Source organism: Sellimonas catena (assembly GCF_027924685.1).
In the GTDB taxonomy this organism is placed as follows: domain Bacteria; phylum Bacillota; class Clostridia; order Lachnospirales; family Lachnospiraceae; genus Sellimonas; species Sellimonas catena.
The window spans coordinates 58931-80494 of record NZ_BSBO01000005.1 but is presented as its reverse complement, the minus strand read 5'-3'; the positions used below and the strand labels follow the sequence as shown (position 1 = coordinate 80494).

Annotated in this window: 18 protein-coding genes; 14 read left to right on the top strand and 4 right to left on the bottom strand. The window is 47.2% G+C overall.

The genetic code is table 11. The features are described from left to right. The first annotated feature begins 4 nt into the window (after positions 1-4). From atpF to pcp, 12 genes are all read left to right on the top strand, one after another. Complete coding sequence (atpF, locus tag Selli1_RS03690; RefSeq protein ID WP_087166580.1) at positions 5-505, top strand: F0F1 ATP synthase subunit B; 501 nt, start codon at positions 5-7, stop codon at positions 503-505. Continuing rightward, complete coding sequence (atpH, locus tag Selli1_RS03685) at positions 489-989, top strand: ATP synthase F1 subunit delta (protein WP_118637147.1); 501 nt, start codon at positions 489-491, stop codon at positions 987-989. The genes atpF and atpH overlap by 17 nt, the downstream gene beginning before the upstream one ends. 17 nt (positions 990-1006) lie before the next feature. Then, positions 1007-2518 carry a F0F1 ATP synthase subunit alpha gene (gene atpA / locus Selli1_RS03680; protein WP_118637145.1) on the top strand — a complete coding sequence of 504 codons (1512 nt, stop codon included), beginning with the start codon at positions 1007-1009 and terminating at the stop codon, positions 2516-2518. Between the two features lies 1 nt (position 2519). Beyond that, a complete protein-coding gene (gene atpG / locus Selli1_RS03675; protein ID WP_087166583.1) occupies positions 2520-3404 on the top strand; it encodes an ATP synthase F1 subunit gamma in 885 nt (294 codons plus the stop codon). Between the two features lie 5 nt (positions 3405-3409). After that, a complete protein-coding gene (gene atpD / locus Selli1_RS03670; protein WP_087166584.1) occupies positions 3410-4810 on the top strand; it encodes a F0F1 ATP synthase subunit beta in 1401 nt (466 codons plus the stop codon). A 12-nt stretch (positions 4811-4822) separates the two neighbouring features. Beyond that, positions 4823-5242 (top strand): ATP synthase F1 subunit epsilon, encoded by a 420-nt coding sequence (atpC, locus tag Selli1_RS03665; protein WP_087166585.1) that lies wholly within the window; start codon positions 4823-4825, stop codon positions 5240-5242. Between the two features lie 131 nt (positions 5243-5373). Beyond that, complete coding sequence (locus Selli1_RS03660) at positions 5374-6723, top strand: MATE family efflux transporter (protein ID WP_087166586.1); 1350 nt, start codon at positions 5374-5376, stop codon at positions 6721-6723. A 222-nt stretch (positions 6724-6945) separates the two neighbouring features. Beyond that, the gene (locus Selli1_RS03655; RefSeq protein ID WP_281845536.1) at positions 6946-10203 is read left to right on the top strand and encodes a M14 family metallopeptidase; all 3258 of its coding nucleotides are present in this window, start codon (positions 6946-6948) and stop codon (positions 10201-10203) included. A 30-nt stretch (positions 10204-10233) separates the two neighbouring features. Continuing rightward, positions 10234-10935, top strand: a complete 702-nt coding sequence (locus tag Selli1_RS03650; protein WP_087166587.1) for a DUF969 domain-containing protein — start codon at positions 10234-10236, stop codon at positions 10933-10935. A gap of 15 nt (positions 10936-10950) precedes the next feature. Then, positions 10951-11898 (top strand): DUF979 domain-containing protein, encoded by a 948-nt coding sequence (locus Selli1_RS03645; protein WP_087166588.1) that lies wholly within the window; start codon positions 10951-10953, stop codon positions 11896-11898. A 24-nt stretch (positions 11899-11922) separates the two neighbouring features. After that, positions 11923-12909: a 2,5-dihydroxypyridine 5,6-dioxygenase NicX family protein gene (locus Selli1_RS03640; protein WP_087166589.1), complete on the top strand. Its 987-nt coding sequence runs from the start codon at positions 11923-11925 to the stop codon at positions 12907-12909. A gap of 20 nt (positions 12910-12929) precedes the next feature. Continuing rightward, entirely contained in the window at positions 12930-13574 is a 645-nt protein-coding gene (gene pcp / locus Selli1_RS03635) for a pyroglutamyl-peptidase I (protein WP_087166590.1), read from the top strand. A gap of 192 nt (positions 13575-13766) precedes the next feature. Here the strand turns inward: pcp and dltD are convergent, their stop codons facing one another. From dltD to dltA, 4 genes are read right to left on the bottom strand one after another with little or no spacing between them, the layout of a single operon-like run. Next, positions 13767-14942 carry a D-alanyl-lipoteichoic acid biosynthesis protein DltD gene (dltD, locus tag Selli1_RS03630; RefSeq protein ID WP_281872331.1) on the bottom strand — a complete coding sequence of 392 codons (1176 nt, stop codon included), beginning with the start codon at positions 14940-14942 and terminating at the stop codon, positions 13767-13769. Further along, on the bottom strand, positions 14939-15175 hold the full coding sequence (gene dltC, locus Selli1_RS03625) for a D-alanine--poly(phosphoribitol) ligase subunit DltC (protein WP_087166592.1): 237 nt from the start codon (positions 15173-15175) through the stop codon (positions 14939-14941). The genes dltD and dltC overlap by 4 nt, the downstream gene beginning before the upstream one ends. A gap of 18 nt (positions 15176-15193) precedes the next feature. Beyond that, entirely contained in the window at positions 15194-16354 is a 1161-nt protein-coding gene (gene dltB / locus Selli1_RS03620) for a D-alanyl-lipoteichoic acid biosynthesis protein DltB (RefSeq protein WP_191426628.1), read from the bottom strand. Then, complete coding sequence (gene dltA / locus Selli1_RS03615) at positions 16351-17880, bottom strand: D-alanine--poly(phosphoribitol) ligase subunit DltA (protein ID WP_281872327.1); 1530 nt, start codon at positions 17878-17880, stop codon at positions 16351-16353. The genes dltB and dltA overlap by 4 nt, the downstream gene beginning before the upstream one ends. Positions 17881-18043: 163 nt before the next feature. On the opposite strand from dltA, the gene Selli1_RS03610 reads away from it, so the two are divergent. Together Selli1_RS03610 and Selli1_RS03605 are read left to right on the top strand one after the other, a co-directional pair. Further along, positions 18044-19147, top strand: coding sequence for a PucR family transcriptional regulator (locus Selli1_RS03610; protein WP_087166595.1), 1104 nt, complete (start codon positions 18044-18046; stop codon positions 19145-19147). 104 nt (positions 19148-19251) lie between these two features. After that, entirely contained in the window at positions 19252-21546 is a 2295-nt protein-coding gene (locus Selli1_RS03605; RefSeq protein WP_087251862.1) for a hydratase, read from the top strand. Positions 21547-21564: the final 18 nt, after the last annotated feature.

Genomic DNA, 21564 nt, shown 5'->3' with positions numbered 1-21564 from the left:
GCAGATGCTGACATTAAGTCCGGTTACAATCATCGGTACAATCATAAATCTGCTTGTTCTGTATTTCCTGCTGCAGCATTTCTTATTTAAGCCGATTCAGAAGATCATGGATCAAAGAGACGAGCTGATCCGCGGACAGTTAAAGGATGCGCAGGATCAGAAGGAGTCTGCCGGAAAGCTGAAAGCGCAGTATGAAGAAGCGCTTGCTTCAGCGAAAGAGGAATCCGGGCAGATCGTAGAAAGGGCCAAAACAGAGGCGGCGCTTCAGGCTGACGCAATCGTGAAGAATGCAAATGAAGAAGCGGGCCAGATTGTGGATAAGGCGAGAAAGACAATGGAAGTGGAAAGAGAGCAGGCTATGCGGGAGATGAAGTCCCAGATAGCCGATATTGCTTTGACAGCCGCTTCTAAAATTATGGGCGAGAAAAACAGCAGTGAAAGAGATTTGGCACTTTATGACCAGTTTTTAGAAGAAGCAGGTGATTCTGATGACACAGACAGCTAAAAATTATGCACAGGCATTATACGAACTTCATGTGGATGCAGAATCTGTAAAAACGGCAGAGACGATTTTAAAGGAAGTCCCTGAGGTGGGAGAAAGCCTTACAAATCCGACGATTGCTTTTCATGTAAAAGAGAAAATCATTGACCGTATTTTCCCGGAAGGGATCAGAAATTTTATCAAGGTCGTATGCAGAAATCAGAAATCGGGACTGCTTCTGGAAATGTTCGAGGCGTACCGGGAAATTGAAAGAAAAGCAAACGAGGGCCTTGAGGCCGTCTTGTTTTATGTGACGGCTCCGACAGTGGAGCAGCAGGAAAAGATGAAAACATTCCTGCGCCGGAAATTTCATGTAAAGGAAGTTGCGCTTTCTTTAAAAGAAGAGAAAAGCCTGATCGGAGGATTCATCCTTCAGGCAGGCGGACGGGAGTTCGACTGGAGTTTCAGAGGAAGATTCCGGGCGCTTTCCCGTGCTTTACAACATTAAAAGCGGAGGTGAAGTAATTGAGCACAATCAATTCAGACGAAATAATCTCCATATTGAAAGAAGAAATTCAGAATTATGATGAAATCAGCAAAGATAAGGAAGTCGGACAGGTAGTCAGTGTCGGAGACGGGATTGCCACGATTTACGGGATTGACCATGCGGCTTACGGTGAGATCGTTACATTTGAAAACGGACTGAAAGGGATGGTACAGGATATCCGCCAGAACAGCATCGGCTGTATTCTTTTCGGAGATGACCGTGAGATCGGTGAAGGAACGAAAGTATTCCGTACCGGGAAAAATGCAGGTGTTCCGGCCGGAGAAGGCTATATCGGACGTGTTGTCAACGCGCTGGGCGCGCCGATCGACGGCAAAGGGGACATTGAGGCCGGTGAATACAGACCGATCGAATATCCGGCACCGTCAATTGTTGACAGGAAATCGGTTACCGTACCGCTTGAGACAGGAATTCTTTCAATCGATTCCATGTTCCCGATCGGCCGGGGACAGCGTGAGCTGATCATCGGAGACCGTCAGACCGGAAAAACATCGATTGCGACAGACACGATTCTGAACCAGAAGGGAAAAGATGTGATCTGTATCTATGTCGCGATCGGACAGAAAGCGTCTACGATCGCAAAGCTGGTTTCCACTTTTGAGAAATATGGAGCCATGGACTATACAATGGTGGTTGCAGCGACAGCCAGTGACTGTGCGCCGCTCCAGTATATTGCGCCATATGCGGGCACAGCTCTTGCAGAATATTTTATGTATAAAGGAAAGGATGTGCTGATCGTATACGATGATCTGTCCAAGCACGCGGTAGCTTACCGTGCACTGTCACTCCTTCTGGAGAGACCGCCTGGACGTGAGGCATATCCGGGTGATGTCTTCTATTTACATTCCAGACTTCTGGAACGTTCCAGCCGTCTGAGCGATGAGGCTGGAGGCGGATCTATCACAGCGCTTCCAATCGTAGAGACACAGGCCGGAGATGTATCGGCATATATTCCGACCAATATCATTTCCATCACGGATGGACAGATTTTCCTGGAGAGCGACCTGTTCTTCTCCGGTATGCGTCCGGCTGTCAATGTCGGTCTTTCTGTATCCCGTGTTGGTGGTGCGGCACAGACGAAGGCGATGAAGAAGGCTGCCGGAAGTGTCCGTATTGATCTGGCACAGTACAGAGAGATGCAGGTATTCACCCAGTTCTCTTCTGATCTGGATGAATCTACAAAGGCACAGCTTGAATACGGGGCATGTCTGATGGAACTTTTAAAACAGCCGCTTTGCAGTCCGCTGTCCATGCAGAATCAGGTAATCACACTGTGCGCGGCTACGCATAAGAAGCTGATCGGAATTCCGCTGAAGGATTTGAAGAATTATCAGAAAGAGCTTCTTGAGTATATTGACAATGTCTATCCGGAAATCGGCCGCGAGCTTGCCGAAAAGAAGGTACTGACAGAGGAACTTGAAGAAAAGATTGTAAAAGCAGCAGAAGAATTCAGAGACAAGAGCAGGTGTTAGTATGGCAAATGCAAAAGAAATACAGGCACGTATGAAAAGTATCCAGGATACGATGAAGATCACGAATGCGATGTATATGATTTCTTCTTCCAAGATGAAGCGTGCAAAGCAGGTGCTTGCGGATACGGAGCCGTACTTTTATAATCTGCAGAACGCGGTTTCCAGAATTCTCCGCCACATGCCGGATGTGGAGCATGTGTTTTTTGATACGAGACCGGAGATACCGGCTGACGAGAGAAAGATCGGCTGCATTGTCGTGACGGCAGATAAGGGTCTTGCCGGCGCTTATAACCACAATGTCATCAAGATGACAGAAGAGATGGTTCAGGAAGAAGGTCATCACAAGCTGTATGTGCTCGGTATTGTGGGACAGCAGTATTTCCGCAAGAAAAATGTGGATATGGATGAGCAGTTCCATTACACGGTTCAGAAGCCGACCATGCACAGGGCAAGGGTGATCGCCAGAGAAGTCGTGGAAAAGTTTCTGGAGAGAGAGCTCGATGAAGTCGATATTATTTATACGGAGATGGAAAATGCAGTCAGCATGGAGACAAAGCGGGTACAGCTTCTCCCGCTGAAAAAGGCGGCATTCATGCCGAAACTTCCGGTCGATGTACAGCAGGAGATTATCCACATGGTGCCGTCCACCAAAGATGTTCTGGATCAGGTCGTACCGAACTACATTACAGGAAATATATACGGCTGTCTGGTTGAATCTTATGCCAGTGAGAATAATGCCAGAATGACTGCGATGCAGTCTTCCACGGACAATGCAAAGGAGATGCTCCGGGAGTTGTCCATTCAGTATAACCGTGCAAGGCAGGCCGCAATTACTCAGGAAATCACAGAGGTAATCGGCGGTGCGAGGGCACAAAAAAGGAAGTGATAACGATGAATAAAGGAAAGATTGTACAGGTCATGGGACCTGTTGTAGATGTTATTTTTGAAAATGGTGAGCTTCCAGCTATCAAAGATGCACTTGCCGTAGAGAACAATGGAAAGAAAAGTGTGATGGAGGTATCACAGCATATCGGAAATGATACAGTCCGCTGTATCATGCTTTCCGCAAGTGAAGGCCTCTGCCGTGACATGGAAGTGACCGCGACCGGTGCAGGGATCAAGGTTCCGGTCGGCGACAAGACACTTGGACGTCTCTTCAACGTTCTTGGCGATACGATTGACGGAGGTGAATCCCTGGAAGACGAGGAACACTGGGAAATCCACAGAAATCCTCCGACATTTGAAGAACAGAGTCCGGTTGTCGAGATTCTTGAGACCGGAATCAAAGTCATTGATCTTCTTGCACCTTATGCAAAGGGAGGAAAGATCGGTCTGTTCGGAGGAGCCGGTGTCGGAAAAACCGTGCTGATTCAGGAACTGATTCAGAATATCGCTACAGAGCACGGCGGATATTCCATATTTACCGGTGTCGGAGAACGTTCCCGTGAGGGAAATGATCTCTGGACAGAAATGAGAGAATCCGGTGTTTTAAATAAGACAGCCCTTGTGTTCGGACAGATGAACGAGCCGCCTGGATCCCGTATGCGTGTGGCGGAGACAGGTCTTACAATGGCAGAGTATTTCCGTGACAGAGAGCATCAGAACGTGCTTCTGTTTATTGATAATATTTTCCGTTTTGTGCAGGCCGGTTCTGAAGTATCCGCGCTGCTTGGCCGTATGCCGTCAGCCGTAGGATATCAGCCGACACTTGCAAACGAGATGGGTGCGCTTCAGGAACGGATCGCTTCCACAAAGAACGGTTCTGTTACATCCGTACAGGCGGTTTACGTGCCGGCGGACGACCTGACAGACCCGGCTCCGGCGACGACATTCGCCCATCTGGATGCCCAGACTGTTCTTTCCAGAAAGATTGTAGAGCAGGGAATTTATCCGGCGGTAGATCCGCTGGAATCCAGCTCCCGTATTCTGGAGGCAGATGTAGTCGGAGAGGAACATTACGAAGTGGCAAGAAAAGTTCAGGAGATCCTTCAGAAATACAAAGAACTTCAGGACATTATTGCCATCCTCGGTATGGAAGAACTCTCAGAAGAAGATAAAAAGACCGTTTTCCGCGCAAGAAAGATCCAGAGATTCCTTTCTCAGCCATTCCATGTAGCGGAAAACTTTACCGGTATTCCGGGTAAATACGTTCCGTTAAAAGAGACAATCCGCGGATTTAAGATGATTGTCAACGGCGAGATGGATGATTATCCGGAAAACGCGTTTTTCAATGTAGGTACGATCGATGATGTGATCGAGAAGGCAAAAAAGGAAGCATCCTCAGAAGAGTAAAGGAGTGGGCATATGGGCCAGCATAATACATTCGGACTGGAAATCTATGCAAGCAACCGTCAGTTTTATGTCGGAAGAGGTCAGAGCATTACCTTTCCGGTGGAAGACGGAGAAATGCAGGTATTGCCGCACCATGAGGACATGATCGCGGCAATTGTGCCGGGAGAGATGGTATTTGTAGACCCGGAGGGCAATAAGACAACTGTTGCAGTGAGCGCCGGATTTATTGAAGTGTTCAACAACCGTGTCAAGGTATTCGCCCTGACCGTAGAGCGCCCGGAGGAGATCGATATCCGCCGTGCCGAAGAGGCGAAAGAACGGGCAGAAGAGCAGCTCCGCCAGAAGAAAAGCCTGGAAGAATATAACGCCAACCAGATGGCGCTTGCAAGGGCCATGTCCAGACTTAGGGTTACATCCAGAAAGAAAATATAAGAAAAACAAAAAAGCATGCCGGGAGAGATTCTGCGGCATGCTTTTTGTCTGCCGGAGAAAAAGGGTTTCTTGCCCGGAATGCTTTCTTGTGATAAACTGGTAAAAGAAAAGAGCGGGGGCTGCTTATTATTATGAAGGAACAGAGAAAAAAGCATTTATTTACAAACAGACAGCTGGCGGCGCTTTTGATTCCGCTTGCGCTGGATCAGCTGCTGAATTCGTTTATGGGAACTGTTGATACGCTTATTGTCAGCAACATCGGATCCGCGGCCATATCAGCGGTATCCCTTGTGGACGCGATCAACATACTGATTGTGGAAGCCTTTTTTGCCCTTGCGGCCGGAGGTACCGTGATCTGTTCGCAGTATCTTGGGAGCAAAGACGTGGAAAAGGCAAATGAGGCGGCAGGCCAGCTTGTGTTCGTCACCTTCTTCCTTTCGCTGATTATGGCTGTAGTCTGCATTATTTTTCATGAACCGGTTCTTCAGCTGATTTTCGGGGAAGTCGAAAAAGAGGTTATGGATAACGCCAAAATCTATTTCCTGTTTTCGGCGGTGGCGTTCCCGTTTATTGCTCTTTATGATGACGGTGCGTCCATTCTGAGGGCGCAGGAAAACAGCCGGCTTCCGATGCAGATATCTGTCCTTGCCAATGTTTTAAATGTTGTTTTAAATCTGCTGTTCGTCTGGGGCTTTCACCTGGGAGTAGGGGGTTCCGCCTGCGCAACGATGCTTGCAAGAGCGTTTGCCATGATTGCCGTTCTTTATGAGCTGCGGAAGCCGGTCTGGGAGATTCACCTGAAACGGTACTTTTCGATCCGGCCGGACTGGGGACAGATTAAAAGAATTCTGAAGATCGGCATACCCTCCGGGATTGAAAACAGCATGTTCCAGTTCGGAAAGCTTGCCATCCAGTCCACCGTCTCCATGATGGGAACAGCCGCGATTGCGGCGCAGGGAATGACCAACACGATTGAAAATCTGAACGGAATTATGGCAATCGGAGTCGGGATCGGACTGATGACTGTGGTAGGAGAGTGCATGGGAGCCGGACGCAAGGATGAGGCGGTTTATTATGTGAAAAAACTTTCCGTGATAGGAGAAGTTGTTGTCGTAATCTCCTGCCTGCTTTTATTTGCGCTTGTGCATCCGATTACTTATTTCGGCGGGATGGAGCCTGCCAGTGCATCGATGTGTATTTTTATGGTGACCTGCATTACAATTGTCAAACCGGTGGTATGGACGCTGGCGTTTATCCCGGCATACGGGTTCCGGGCGGCGGGAGACGTCCGTTTTTCCATGGTGGTCTCCATTCTTTCCATGTGGGTTTTCAGGGTATCCCTTGTCATGGTTCTGGCAAGAGTCTTTGGAATGGGACCGATTGCGGTATGGATTGGAATGTTTACGGACTGGACGGTGCGGGCCATCGTCTTTACCGTACGTCTGAGAAGCCGAAAATGGCTGGAACACAGGGTGATCTGATGGAATTACAACAGTAATATAAAGTAGAGTGAAAAGTGAGTATTTTTGGTAATACTCACTTTTTTTCTGCAAAAAAATAAACAAATTTTATGAAAAATTACATAGAAAATGCTGGAAATTTTGAAAATATTTGTGTGAATGTTGACTTTCGCATTTTACTGTGATAAATTCTTAATATAATTTTTATAATTTGAATTCCAAAGGATTTGGGAGGTGACATCTGTGGAGAAACTAGAGATACGAAATCAAATGACAACTGAAGAGAGAAAGCTTGCTTTGGAAGCGGCCCTTCTGTTAGGATTTCAGACAGAAGCGGCAGCTTTTCCGGTTGCGGGAGTGAAAGGAGAAATTCCTGCTCCGAAAACGGAAGAGGAGCTGCAGGCATTGTATCAGCTGTCAGAGCCGGAAGTCCCGGATGGCTATAAAACGGCAGAAGGGCATCCGGAACCAATGTTTGACCTGGATTTCCGAAAGGAAAAAGGACTGGAAACAATATTTGGAAAAGGACCGTTTCTGAAGGATGAAGATTATGATTTTCTTCCGGACAGACTCGATGTGAAAATTAAGCTGCCTGAAGACGCGGATGCATCCATGATGATTGCAGCCTGCAACATTGCTTTCCGTCTCGGTATGGAGACAACGGGGTATGAAGGCGGCATCACGGCAGAGGAAGGTTACGGCGGAAATGCCATCATTCTGGAGGAAGCAGACCAGGCGGAAATGACGATGGAAGAGTCCGATGGGGTTATGAAGGTTTACCTCAAGGGAAGAGGGAAAGAGCTGGAGGAGCTTTCTTCGTTGATTTGTGAGAATTTTCCGGGAACAGGCGGATGGAAAACATTCCGTGATGTTCTGATGGATATGTGCGATGACGCGGTTCTGCGGAATGGGGATGGACAGATCGCGGCGCTTCAGATGCTGAAGCAGAAAGAGAGCGGCAGCTGCACGGTATACGGTTCGCCGGAACTTCGTGAAGATCAGAAGGCACTGTTTACAGATGTTACTTTTGAAAATTATAAAGCAGGAAAGAAAGCATATGAAAAGGTCTATGAGCTTCCGTGGGAAGTAGAGACGTTTGAGGAAATACTGGAAAAAGAGGTTTATCCGTTGATTAAAAACGGAGACAGTATCCGGATAGAGGGTGCGGTCAGTGAAGATCAGACTGTCCGCAGCCGGATGAGAACACGGATGGAAGAAAAAGCAAAAAGCCTTGGAGCAGCGGAAGTCCGGACAGAGCTGATCTGTGCATACAAGCAGGGATTTTCCTGGATCGATGAGATCGTAATTCCTGCAGTAAAGGAAAAGAAACCGGACAAAATCGAGATTTATTTCAAGCCGTTTCTGCCGGAAGGGGAAACAGAATGGCTGGATGAAAACGGGGCGACACCATCCTACCACAATCTTCAGGCGGACAACCCGGACAAATGGTATGATCTGCCGATCCGGTATCTGCAGGAGCTGTATCCGATTGAAGATGTACTTGTAAGAGAACTGGGAGTGGAAAGAGATGCGGTTGTATTTCTTCCATATGAAGGCGCGGAAGATCTTACCTACCTTTGCAAAGTATATCAGGATGAGACGCTCTGCTATGAAAATACATATAAAGCACAGTGTTCGGAACGCCCGTATCTGGATGAATATCCGCAGATGGGCAAGGTACATCCGGCAACCGGATATATCCGCGTGTGGATCAATGAGCAGGAGATGCTTTTCAGGAAGATCCGGACTGATCTGGAGGAAGTATGGGATACGTTCCAGGCAAAAGTCCTTCCGGAGTGTAAGCAGTATATTGAGGAAAAGACCGGCGGAACAGTCACAGCGGAGCAGCAGCCGTTTTTCCAGGAGCTTCTTCTGGATGTGACAGTCAGCGAACCGGATTACCGTGTAGGATGCAGAGAAGACCTGATTTCGTCGCTGGATGCTCTGCATGAGGATATGTATTTTACCGGAAGCGATTATTTTAAGAACTACGGAGTTCAGAATATCGGTGTCATGCTGGACGCGCCGGGACTGATTCTTCCATCTATTCATCAGAAAGAAGGAAGACCGGTATTCAAGGTAACCGTATTTGAAAAAGCGAAAGAAAAGCCGTGTATTGAAAAAGACGGCAAGGCAGTTGTAAGCCAGAGGATGCGTGAGGAAGTTTCCTTCAAAGTAACCGGACTTTCTGCAAAAGACGGAAAACTTTGTGTGGACATCCGGACGGCAGGTGTTTCGGATGAATTCCTGAAAGCCTACGCAGATCTTATGGAGAAGGGTGTGCTGGAAATTACCGAAGGCTGGTATAATATTTCAGCTGTCCGTTTCCTTACAGAAAGCGGCAGCGTGATTGAGGCGGCAGTTCCGGCACAGGAGCCGCCGGTCAAGGATAAATGTATTATGGACATCGATCTCCATGAGAAAGAGCTGATCGGATATGAACAGTGTATGGCGATCATAGAAGAACTGAAACATGTTCCTGGAATCGAGGTGTTCAGAACCGCAAGGTCCTACACAGGAAGAGAGCTCTATGCGATCTGGCTGAAACCGGAGCGGGAAGGATATCTTTCCATGACGAAACGTCTGACAAAGTGTCCGTCTGAAATTATCAACGCAAGGCACCATGCAAATGAGGTATCCAGTACGAACGCATCGTTCATTCTGTTAAAGAAGCTGCTGACCGATGAGACATACAGGGATCTTCCGGAGAAGCTGAATCTGATCCTTGTCCCGATGGAAAATGTAGACGGAGCGGCAATTCATTATGAGCTTCAGAAAGAGCATCCGTACTGGAAGTTCCATGTGGCAAGATTCAACGCCCTTGGTAAGGAATTCTTCCACGAACACTTCCATCAGGATACGATACATTCCGAAGCGATGGGACTGAGCAGACTGTATGAACGGTACGCGCCGGATATGATTGTGGACAATCACGGAGTGCCAAGCCATGAATGGGAGCAGCAGTTCTCGGGATATACATCCCCTTCCTACAAAGGATTCTGGCTTCCAAGATCACTTCTTTACGGATATTTCTGGTATGTGACGGATGAGGCGTACAAAGATAACTATCCGGTCAACAAGAAAATGGAAGATGTGATTGCGGACAAGATCGCAGAGGACGAGGAGATGACGGCACTCAACAAAGAGTGGAGCGCTCAGTTTGAGAAATATGCACATGCATGGATGCCGAAGCTTTTCCCGGCCAACTACTATAAAAATATGATTAACTACTGGATTCCATATGCGGCAGATCCGGCACACAAATATCCGTCGATCCGCTTCCCGTGGATTACAACCGTATCATATACAAGTGAAGTAGCTGATGAGACTGCGCAGGGTGAATATCTGAATCTGTGCGCAAGAGCTCATGTGGCACATGATGAGGTGACGATTCAGATGCTGATGGAAGCAGAACTTCTTCATGAATGCAACATGAGATGTGAAGACGGCAGTATATCTGCACGATATCGGAGACGTCGGCCGATGATCGTATACAAGTAAAAGACTCAAAAGAAAGAAGGAGGAAAATCTATGGAGTATATTAAACTGATTGGTGTCCTGATTGTAGTGCTCGGATTTGCGCTGAAACTGGATTCCATCCTTATTATCTTTTTAGCGGCAGTGACGACCGCTCTTGCAGGAGGTCTTGGAATTGACGGACTTCTTGAAACACTTGGAACAAACTTTGTAGCGAACCGAAGCATGGCAATTTTTATTATGATCCTGCTTGTAACAGGTGTACTGGAGGCGAACGGTCTGCGTGAAGCGGCTGCGGATCTGATGAGAAAAGTAAAAAGCGCTACGGCCGGAAGGCTCGTATGCGCGTATGGTATCCTCAGAGGATTCTTTGGTGCGTTTAACGTAGGATTCGGCGGTGTTGCCGGATTTATCCGTCCGGTACTTCTTCCGATGACAGAAGGTGCCATCGAGAGCCACGGACATGAGCCGAATGAGGAACATATGGAAGATATCAAAGGAATGGCATCCGGTATGGAAAATATTACATGGTTCTTCTTCCAGGTACTCTTCGTTGGAGGTGCCGGCGGTATCCTTGTACAGACGACACTGGCGTCTCTTGGATACGAGGTAGAACTTGTGGAACTGGCAATCGCGGAACTTCCGATTGCGATCATCGCACTTGTTGTGGCAAGTATCTACTACATCACAAAAGACAAGAAACTGATGAAAAAATACTATGGTTCCAGTGCGGCGAAACCGGAGAAGAAGAAATAAAGGGGGTACAGATACATGGATCTTAAGTTTATACAGATAGGTGCCGGCCCTGCCAATGTTCTTGGCGAAGCGGTGTGGATCATCATTGGTCTGATTACAATTTTTGCAGGTATCAAAAATCTGCTCGACAAAGAAAATCCGTCCAGAATCGGTACTGCGGTATTCTGGTGTTCATTTGGTATTGTTTGTGCATTCGGAACATGGCTTCCGGCGAAGGTATCCGGAGCGCTTGTTATCGTAATGTGTATGCCGCCGATTTTCAAACGTGTAAAAGTCGGAAAGACAAATGCCCCGACAAAAGAATACACAAAAGGACAGTACCAGAAGATCGGTATGAAGATCTTCATCCCTGCCCTTACTGTAGCGGTATGTTCTCTCTTATTCGCGTTATTTACAAACATAAGCTCCATGGTAGGTGTTACGGTAGGTGTTATCATCTCCATGATTATTCTGAGAGCCTACTCTTCGGATAATAAACCGAAAGTATTCCTGGAAGGATCTGAACGTTTTCTGTCCATGATGGGACCTCTGTGTATGCTTCCTCAGCTCCTTGGAGCTCTGGGCGGTATCTTCACGGAGGCCGGAGTCGGCGAAGTAATCGCCGGTATCGTAGAAAATGTAGTACCAAAAGGAAATGTCAACCTTGGTATCATCATTTTCGCAATCGGAATGGTGCTCTTCACCATGATCATGGGAAATGCTTTCGCGGCTATCACGGTTATTACCGTTGGTATCGGCGGACCATTCGTACTTGCGTACGGTGCGGATCCGGTTATCATCGGAATGCTTGCTCTGACATGCGGTTACTGTGGTACACTCTGTACACCAATGGCTGCGAACTTCAACATCGTTCCGGTGGCTATTCTGAATATGAAAGACCGCTGGGGTGTTATTAAGAATCAGGTTGTTGTGGCAGCAATCATGCTTGTAGTACAGATCTGCTACATGATTATGTTTAAATAGGTAATATAAGGACGGCACAGGGGGATGCGTGACATTGAGCGGGGAGCCCGTATTATTATTGAAAACTGGGTAAGAATAAAACCCTGGGACAAACTTTTGATTGTGACAAGCAAAGAGTACAGGGCAGAAGCGCAGGAACTCAGAAAGCAGGCAGTCAAAAGGGCCAGATCGGTGAATACACTTCTGGTAGAGAATAAAGGACGGTATGTAGGGGTGTTTTTTGACGAAAATGAAGAAATTTTTGATCCTTACACTGCGATCATCGCGGCAACGGAATATTCGCTTGTGACAACCAAAGCTGCGAAGCGCGCAATCAGCCGTCATAAGAAATTTTTGTCCCTGCCCCTTTCGACAAACAATGGAAAATCCATGCTGGAATTTGATTTCCTCATGATGGATACAAAGAAAAGCCGGCTGATGGCGGAGGTTATTATGAAATACCTCCGTCATTCGTCACGGATTCACGTAACCACTCCTGCGGGTACCGACCTGCAGATGGGGAAAAAGGGCAGAAATCCGGGGTTTTTCAACGGTGTGGTCAAAGACGGCAAAGGATATTCCTCGGCCAGTATCGAGGTTTATGTACCGATTGAGGAGACGAAGACGGAAGGCATCATGATGCTGGACGGATCACTTGGGTACATTGGGAAAGCAGAAGAAGTTACGAGAATAGAATTCCGGGAAGGGCGCATTGTAAAAATCGAAGAGACGCCGACCGGAATCCGGCTGAAAAACTATATGGAAGCTTACAAGGACAGCAGGATCTATATTGGCGGTGAATTCGGCATCGGCCTGAATTCGTACTCCCGGTGTGTGGGAGACTGCTATATCGAGGACGAGTCAGCCTATGGAACATTCCATATCGGACTCGGCCGGAATCTTGCCCTTGGAGGTGTACAGAATGCCAAAGGGCATTTTGATCTTGTATGCCTGGAACCGGATATCTATGCGGACAACAGGCAGCTGATGCAGGAAGGCAAGATTATCTTGCCGGAACCAAATGTATATTAAGGTATAAGGAGGTCAGTACAATGAAAGTATTAGTGACAGGATTCGATCCATTTGGGGGAGAAAAAGTAAATCCGGCATATGAGGCAGTGAAACTGCTTCCGGATACAATCGCAGGAGCTGAAATTATCAAAATTGAAATTCCGACCGTATTCACAAGAAGTGCAGAGGTTGTAGAAGAGGCAATTAAAAAATACGAGCCGGACATGGTACTGGATGTCGGACAGGCAGGCGGACGCTCCTGTATGACAGTAGAAAGGGTTGCGATCAACCTGAAAGAAGCAAGGATCCCGGATAACGACGGAGAACAGCCATTTGACGAACCAATCCGCGAAGACGGCGAGACTGCATACTTTTCCACACTTCCGGTAAAAGCAATGGTGGAAAACATGAGAGCCCATGGAATTCCGGCACACATTTCCTATACAGCAGGAACCTATGTATGCAATTGCATTATGTACAATGTGCTTTATCTTGCGGCGAAAAAATATCCTGGAATCCGCGCCGGATTTGTACATGTACCATTTGAAAGCGGACAGGTTGTGGACAAGGCAAACGGCACACCGTTTATGTCCCTGGAAATGATAGCAAAAGCTCTGGAATACGGCATCGAAGCCGCAGTGACAAACAAAGAAGATGTGCAGAAAGCAATGGGCGAAACACACTAAATAAAAAAGATTTCATTGGGGACGTGTTCCGGTGCGCAGGAACCCGTCCCTTATAAATTGGTAAAAAATTAATATTAGAACATATTGTAGACAAATTTTGGTGCGGTGGACAGATTGGCGTACATGAGATACAGGTAGAGTATCATGAGCATTGCATAAAATACAGCCGTCCACCCTGCGAATGCGGCAAATTTATTTTTCTTCAGTTTTCTGATAAAATCTGTAAATGCTTTCATTGATCATCACCCATCCTTTCTTACCTATATGGACTCCGTCTTCGAAGAAGTATTTTGTGTATTCCTGATCGGAGAAATCTGCTATGGAGGCATTGTACTCGGCGGCCACGGAGCGGATTTTCTGGTAGTAGTCTTCCCTTGCTTCTTTTGGGAAGCCGGTATAATCGTACCAGTATCCGTTAACCGGCATCATGACGAGCAGAGGACGGATTCCAAGATTCTGACAGACATCAAGAAAACATCTGAGATCGTCATATTCCGGCGAGGTGCTGTAACTTCCATTCAGACTCTGGTTTTTCTTTTTTTTCATGAATGGACGGACTTTCCATTTGTAGGAACTGTTGTCCATATAAAACGGATTTCCCTGATTCTGTGCCTCTCCATCTTTAATGGACTGTTTTAACAGGGAAGCAAAATCCGGATCCTGATCCGTTTTTTCTTTGGACGATGCTTTTGGAACATTGTCCTTTACCATCTGCATGACAGCGGTCTGCAGTTCTTTTTCTTTCAGGAACCTCGTGTAGATCCGGTAGTTGACACGGTCGGACATGGAAGCGTCCTGAGTGTAGAGTACACGGTTATAAAGGTCTGCACGTTCCCGGGCAGCAGGATCGACCCGAAGCAGTTCATGGGAGCGTTTGATCATGTAGTCCTTGACATTTTTGCGCAGATGGTTGTTTTTGAGCATTGCGATGTAATGGGACTCTGAAAAACGGGAGGTGAAAGCCTCCGGCTGTACACCTGCCTTCCGGAACCACTGCGGGGAAAGGAAAAGAACCGCTTCCTTTGTCTTTGCATGTTCTCCCAGCGATGCTAGTGTGATGGCATGGCTGAGAGACTGGTAATAGCCGGCACCGATCAGCATCATATGAAACTTTGTGTCTTTGAAAATCTTTCCCGGATGATAAGGTGTTTTCACGCCGTACTGAAACTCGGAAGAGCCGAATGTCAGAACTGTATTTTCATCCAGGTTTTTTAAAATAGCTTCCCTGGCCGGAAATTTTCCGTCGCCGGACCAGGAGGCGAATGCATTTCCATCGGCATATACCCTGCGCTCTGCCAGAAAATGCAGCCCGGCTGCCGAAGTCAGTGTAAGGGCAGCGGCAAGGAAAAATGCCAGTAACCGTTTCATGATGCACTCCTTGTTTCCAGATAGGTAAGGATCCGGTTTGGTGTGTTAAAGGTACTGCGGTCTACCTCGGACGGGGCGATCAGGATACCGAGTTCGTCCTCAATATCTGCAAGCAGTTCTGCAAATCCAAGCGAATCCATCAGATCGGTTTCAAACAGATCAATGTCCGGGTTGCTTTTTACAATATCATCTTCACAGATTCTTTCCAAAATTTCAAACAGTGTTTCTTTCATAGTATATTCCCTCCAAAATTATGATAATCCGAGCAGCCATACAAACTTGCCCGAAAAGATATAAAAACCAAAAATTACGAGCTGAAGTGTGATCAGCCACGACAGGAAACGGTACCACCGTTTCTGACGGTGATTTTTGTAAAAGGTTGATTTTTTCTTGTACCATTCCGTAGCGGCCAGCAGAACGCCATGATAAAGTCCGTACAGGATATAGGATGGCGTCACGCCGTGCCACAGACCCATGACAAGCATGTTGACAAGAAAACCTGCACAGGCTGCATTGAGCCTGTTTTTAAAACGCTTTTTCCGGATCGACTGAATCATAAACCGGGAAAAGAGAAAATCCCGGAACCAGTGGGACAGTGTAATATGCCAGCGGTCCCAGAACTCCTGAATGTCAATACTTTGAAACGGCCGCCGGAAATTGTCCGGAGTCCGGATGCCAAGAAGATAGCTGGTGCCGACTGCCATCAGACTGTACCCGGCAAAGTCGAAAAACAGGTAAAATCCATAGCAGTACGCATAGAAAATCACATAGTACCATGTGCGGGCACCGTCAACCATTCCCATGCCTTTAAAGAACACAGAGGCAAGAATCAGCTTGTAAATCAGTCCAAGCAGAATTTTAAATATGCCTTCTCCGGCAAGCGCCAGGTACTCTCTGCGGGGCCGGATACTGTTCAGGTCCTCCAGAAACCGCCGGCTCCGGTCGATAGGACCTGAACTAAGAGACGGAAAGAACAGCACGAAGGCTGTAAAATCAAAGACAGACATTTCGGTAATCAATCCGTCATAGGTCTCGATAATGATCTGGGCACACCGGAATGTCAAATAGGAAATTCCAAGGAACGCAAAGATGGATTCTCCCCACAGTCCGGCCAGTTTACTGAGAATCAATGGCAGAATACTCAAAAACAGTGCCAGCCTGTACACCCGGACATTCCGGTCTCTGGAAACACGCAAGGCCATGTACCCTTTTACAACAGTCAGTTCGATTATAAAAAACAGAATCAGGTAAGCTGCCTGCTCCGGTTTTGAAAAAAAGGCCAGAGCGGTAAATAAAATGGTTGCGGCAGTAGAGTACCATTTCAGCGGCTGCTCCAGAATACCGAGCAGTAATGCCGGAAGAAGAATGAGAATAAGGACACAGAAAAACTGATAATTGTCAAAAAAACTCATGAAAGCATCCCTCCCAGAGCTTTCCGGTCAGCTTTTCCGTTGGCCGTCATCGGGAGCTGGTCAAGGAAGATCACTTTTTTGGGAATCATGTAATCCGGAAGGTATTCTTTCAAATCCTGTCTGATGCGCAGCGATTCTGCAAACTCATCTTCCGGGACATCTTCCTTGACAAGGAAAGCGGTAATACTTTTTGCTTTTCCATCCCGCATATTCGCGACAGCGGCAGCGTTTTTAATACCGGGAAGCTTCAAAAGATTGCTTTCGATATCTCCGAGTTCAATCCGGTATCCGTGCAGTTTGATCTGAAGATCAATGCGTCCGCAGTAGTAAAGCATGCCATCCTTTATATAACCCTCATCTCCTGTCCGGTATCCGCGGACTGTATTTCCGTTTTTGGAGACGGTGAAAAAGACAGGTTCTGAGAGGTCCGGCCGCCGGAAATATCCCGGACTGACCGTGTTTCCGAGAATAACAATCTCGCCCCTTTCTCCATCGGTCAGACGCGCCCCTTCCGGGGAATGGATTTCAATCCATGTTCCCGGTTTTGGACGCCCGACAGGAAGCGGAATTTCCGTTTCTGTAAGTTCCGGTGTGACCTGAACTTCCGTCACTGCTACCGTGGATTCTGTCGGCCCATATGTATTCATGATGACAGCATCCGGAAACCGTCCGGCCAGCTTTTGTGCGGTCCGGTTTGTCAGCGTTTCTCCGCAGAATAAAAACAGGCTGATCTGCGGAAGCAGTGAACTGTCAAAATTCGGATCCCGAAGGCACATATCTGCGAAAGACGGCGTAGAAACCCACACGGAGGCCCGGGATGCGGCCAGTGCCGGAAGAAGGAGACGAAAATCGGACTGCTGCGATTTTGTAAGAGGATACAATGTTCCGCCGCAGGCCAGGCACGTGTACAGATCCATGACTGAAAGATCAAAAGAAAACGGTGCCTGGTTTAAAAAGATGTGTCCTTCTTTATCTTTTTTTGAGGTACCAAGGCCGACAGACCACTCCAGATAATGATTCAGACAGTCAGAAGTGATCTGAACGCCTTTCGGGCTTCCGGTACTTCCGGAAGTGAAAATCATATAAAAAAGATCTTCGCCGGAAACCGGGGACAATTGTAATTGCTCCTCCGGATATTCTTCCTGCATCAGATGTTGAATTTCTTCTTTCCTGATAAAGGAAACGGTACTGGAACTGTCCTCCGGATCTTCGCAGGCCAGTACAAAAGGCGGCTGAATGCTTTCGATGATCTGCATGGTACGGGACCATGGTACAGAAACATCGACCGGACAGTATCCTCTTCCTGATTTTACACATGCAAGAAAGCAGATGAGCATCAGCGGGCTTTTATGTCCGTAGACAGGAATCGGAGTCCTGTCATCTTTACAGAGCCTTTGAAGAGCCGCGGCAAGAAGATCAGAATATTTCCAGAGATCTCTGTAGCTTAAACGTTCTTCACCGGATATCATTGCAGCGCGGTCCGGAAAACGGACGGCTGTCTGATTGATTTCGTATAAAATGTTCATAACTTTTCCCTCCTGTAGTGCTTTACCAGTATCATAAAGAACCGCCTTGAAAAGTCAATATGATTTCGCGAACAGTAAGAAAACATTCAACAAATCTTAATAATCCTCATTTACTTTTCCACTTTTTTTGATATAATTATTCCAATGAATGGAGGAAAACATCATGTTGTCAAATCAGGTACTGCAAAGAACAATATCAGAAATAGAAAATATAGCAGGGGGTTCCTGTTCTGTGTGGGCAATGGACGGACATCGCATTGTACAGGCAGGGACAGAGAGTATGAATGCGGGCGAGAGGATTCAGGCATTTCTCGAAGAGATAAAAAAAGAAGAGATCTTTCAGGGACTCGAAGAGATCCGCACAGGATACGCCCTCTTCCTTGTGTGTGATGAGGAGAAACCTGCTTACATATTAAATATAGAAAACATGAGCGGAGAAAAGGCGGAAATTGTAGGGCGCCTCGGCGTTAAACAGATGGAGGGGCTGATACGTGCCTATAAAGAAAAGATTGACAAGAACCGTTTTCTTCAGAATCTTCTTCTTGATAATATGCTTCTTGTGGATGTTTACAACCAGGCAAAGAAGCTTCATATCGAAAACGATCAGAAGAGAGTGGTCTATCTTGTAGAGGCCAGGGCCAAAGATAATCAGATGCTTCTTGAAACGATGAAAGGAATGTACGCGTCCGGCATGAAAGATTTTGTAACTGCGGTGGATGAGGGAAGTGTGATTCTTGTCAAGGCGCTGGAAGAGACAGATGGATACCGGGAAGTGTTTGAAAGCGCCAAGAGCATCGCGGATACGGTATCTGCTGAGGCAATGGTTAATATCCGGGTGTCTTACGGTACGATGATCCACGAGTTGAAGGATGTATCAAAATCCTACAAAGAGGCCGGCATGGCACTGGATGTGGGGCGGATTTTCTATCCGGACAGGAATATTCTTGCTTATAACGAACTGGGAATAGGACGGCTGATCCATCAGCTTCCGCTCTCTCTGTGCGAGATGTTTTTGAAAGAGGTTTTCGGGGACAGGGATGTATCCGAGTTTGAGGAAGAAACACTTTCCACGGTTTACAAATTCTTCGAAAACAATCTGAATATCTCCGAGACGGCCAGACAGCTCTATATCCACAGAAATACGCTTGTGTACCGGCTGGAAAAGATTCAGAAGCTGACAGGTCTGGATGTGCGAGTGTTTGAGGACGCTCTGACATTTAAAATCGCGATGATGGTATCAGAGCATATGAAATTTATGAATCAATAAAGTTTATAAACAGGGAAAACACAGAGACAGGTATTACAGCTTGTCTCTGTTATTTTAATGTGCTAAAATGAGAAAAGTACAAAATGAAGGAGGTACTTGCCTGTATGATAAAGTTATTTAAAAATGGAGTCTACTTACTGAATGGTAAAGATATCATAGAAGACGGACCGGAAGCTGCCGAGGCGCTGAAAGCAAAGACGGGACGTGTGGTTACAAAAGAAGAGGCGGCGGCGCAGACGATCGCCTATGAAATTCTGAAAGCCCACAATGTTTCAGGAAATATGAAAAATCTGAATATCAAGTTTGACAAACTGACGTCACATGACATTACGTTTGTCGGAATCATCCAGACAGCAAGAGCGTCCGGACTTGAGCGGTTCCCGATTCCGTACGTGCTTACCAACTGCCACAACAGCCTCTGTGCTGTAGGCGGCACGATCAATGAGGATGACCATATGTTTGGACTGACCTGTGCAAAAAAATACGGCGGCGTCTATGTACCGCCTCATCAGGCTGTCATCCACCAGTATGCGAGAGAAATGCTTGCCGGAGGCGGTCAGATGATCCTGGGATCTGACAGTCATACCCGATACGGCGCTCTTGGAACAATGGCAGTAGGGGAAGGCGGACCGGAGCTTGTAAAGCAGCTTCTCAGCAAGACATATGATATCCGGATGCCGGAAGTGATTGCAGTTTATCTGGACGGAGAGCCGGTTAAAGGAGTCGGCCCGCAGGATGTTGCTCTGGCGATTATCAAAGCGGTGTTCCAGAACGGTTATGTGAATAATAAAGTGATGGAGTTTGTGGGACCTGGCGTTGAAAAGCTGAGTGCAGATTTCCGTATCGGCATTGATGTTATGACGACAGAGACGACCTGCCTCTCTTCGATCTGGAAGACGGATGACACCATCCGGGAGTTCTATGAGATCCACGGAAGAAGCGGAGACTATAAAGAGCTGAATCCTGGAGAAGCCGCTTACTATGACGGAATGGTCTATGTAGACCTTGGAAGCATCCGCCCGATGATCGCAATGCCGTTTCATCCGAGCAACGCCTACACGATCGAAGAAGTTAATGCAAACTTAAAGGATATTCTTCATGATGTGGAAGAAAAAGCAAAGGTAAGCCTTGACAATGCGGTGGAATATTCACTGCAGGATAAAATACGAAACGGAAAACTCTACGTGGAGCAGGGAATCATTGCAGGATGTGCCGGAGGCGGATTTGAGAATATCTGTGCCGCGGCGGACATTATCCGCGGGAAGAACATCGGCTCCGATGCCTTTACATTCAGTGTGTATCCGGCAAGTACTCCGATTTACATGGAACTGGTGAAAAACGGTGCTGTCGCAGATCTCCTTGCGGCAGGAACGGTTGTTAAGACAGCATTCTGCGGACCTTGCTTTGGCGCGGGGGATACTCCGGCAAATAATGCGTTCAGTATCCGTCATACGACAAGAAACTTCCCGAACAGAGAAGGATCCAAGCTTCAGAACGGTCAGATTTCCTCTGTGGCGCTGATGGATGCAAGATCCATTGCAGCAACAGCCGCCAATAAAGGATATCTGACACCGGCGACCGATCTCGATGTGGAATATAAAAATCCGACCTATCATTTTGATGCCTCCATTTATGCGAACCGTGTCTTTGACAGCCACGGAAAAGCAGATCCGGACGCAGCGATCCAGTTTGGTCCAAACATCAAGGACTGGCCGCAGATGCCGGCGCTTCCGGAAAACTTATTGTTAAAGGTTGTTTCAGAGATCCATGATCCGGTAACGACGACAGATGAGCTGATTCCGTCAGGAGAGACTTCCTCTTACCGGTCCAATCCGCTTGGACTTGCGGAGTTTGCGCTTTCCAGAAAGGATCCGGCATATGTCGGGCGTGCAAAAGAGGTGCAGAAGGCCCAGAAAGCAATCGAGGCACACACTTGTCCGCTGGAAGTACTGGAAGAACTCAAACCTGTGATGGCGAAAGTGAGAGAACAGTTCCAGAATGTGGGAGAAGGAAACCTTGGTATCGGAAGCACGATCTTTGCAGTGAAGCCGGGAGACGGATCTGCAAGAGAACAGGCGGCATCATGCCAGAAGGTGCTTGGAGGATGGGCGAACATCGCAAGCGAATATGCGACGAAGCGTTACCGCTCCAACCTGATCAACTGGGGAATGCTTCCATTTATTACAAAGGAAGACCACAAAGCCCTTCCGTTTAAAAACGGCGACTATATCTTTGTTCCGGAAATCCGCAAAGTGATTGAAGGCAAAGCAGAAGAAGTGAAAGCCTATGTTGTGGATGGCGGCCTGAAAGAGATCACGCTTCATCTTGGCGCGCTGACAGATACAGAACGGGAAATCATTATGAAAGGATGTCTCATCAATTATTATAGAGGCTGGTAAGCAGCAGAAAACCCCGTC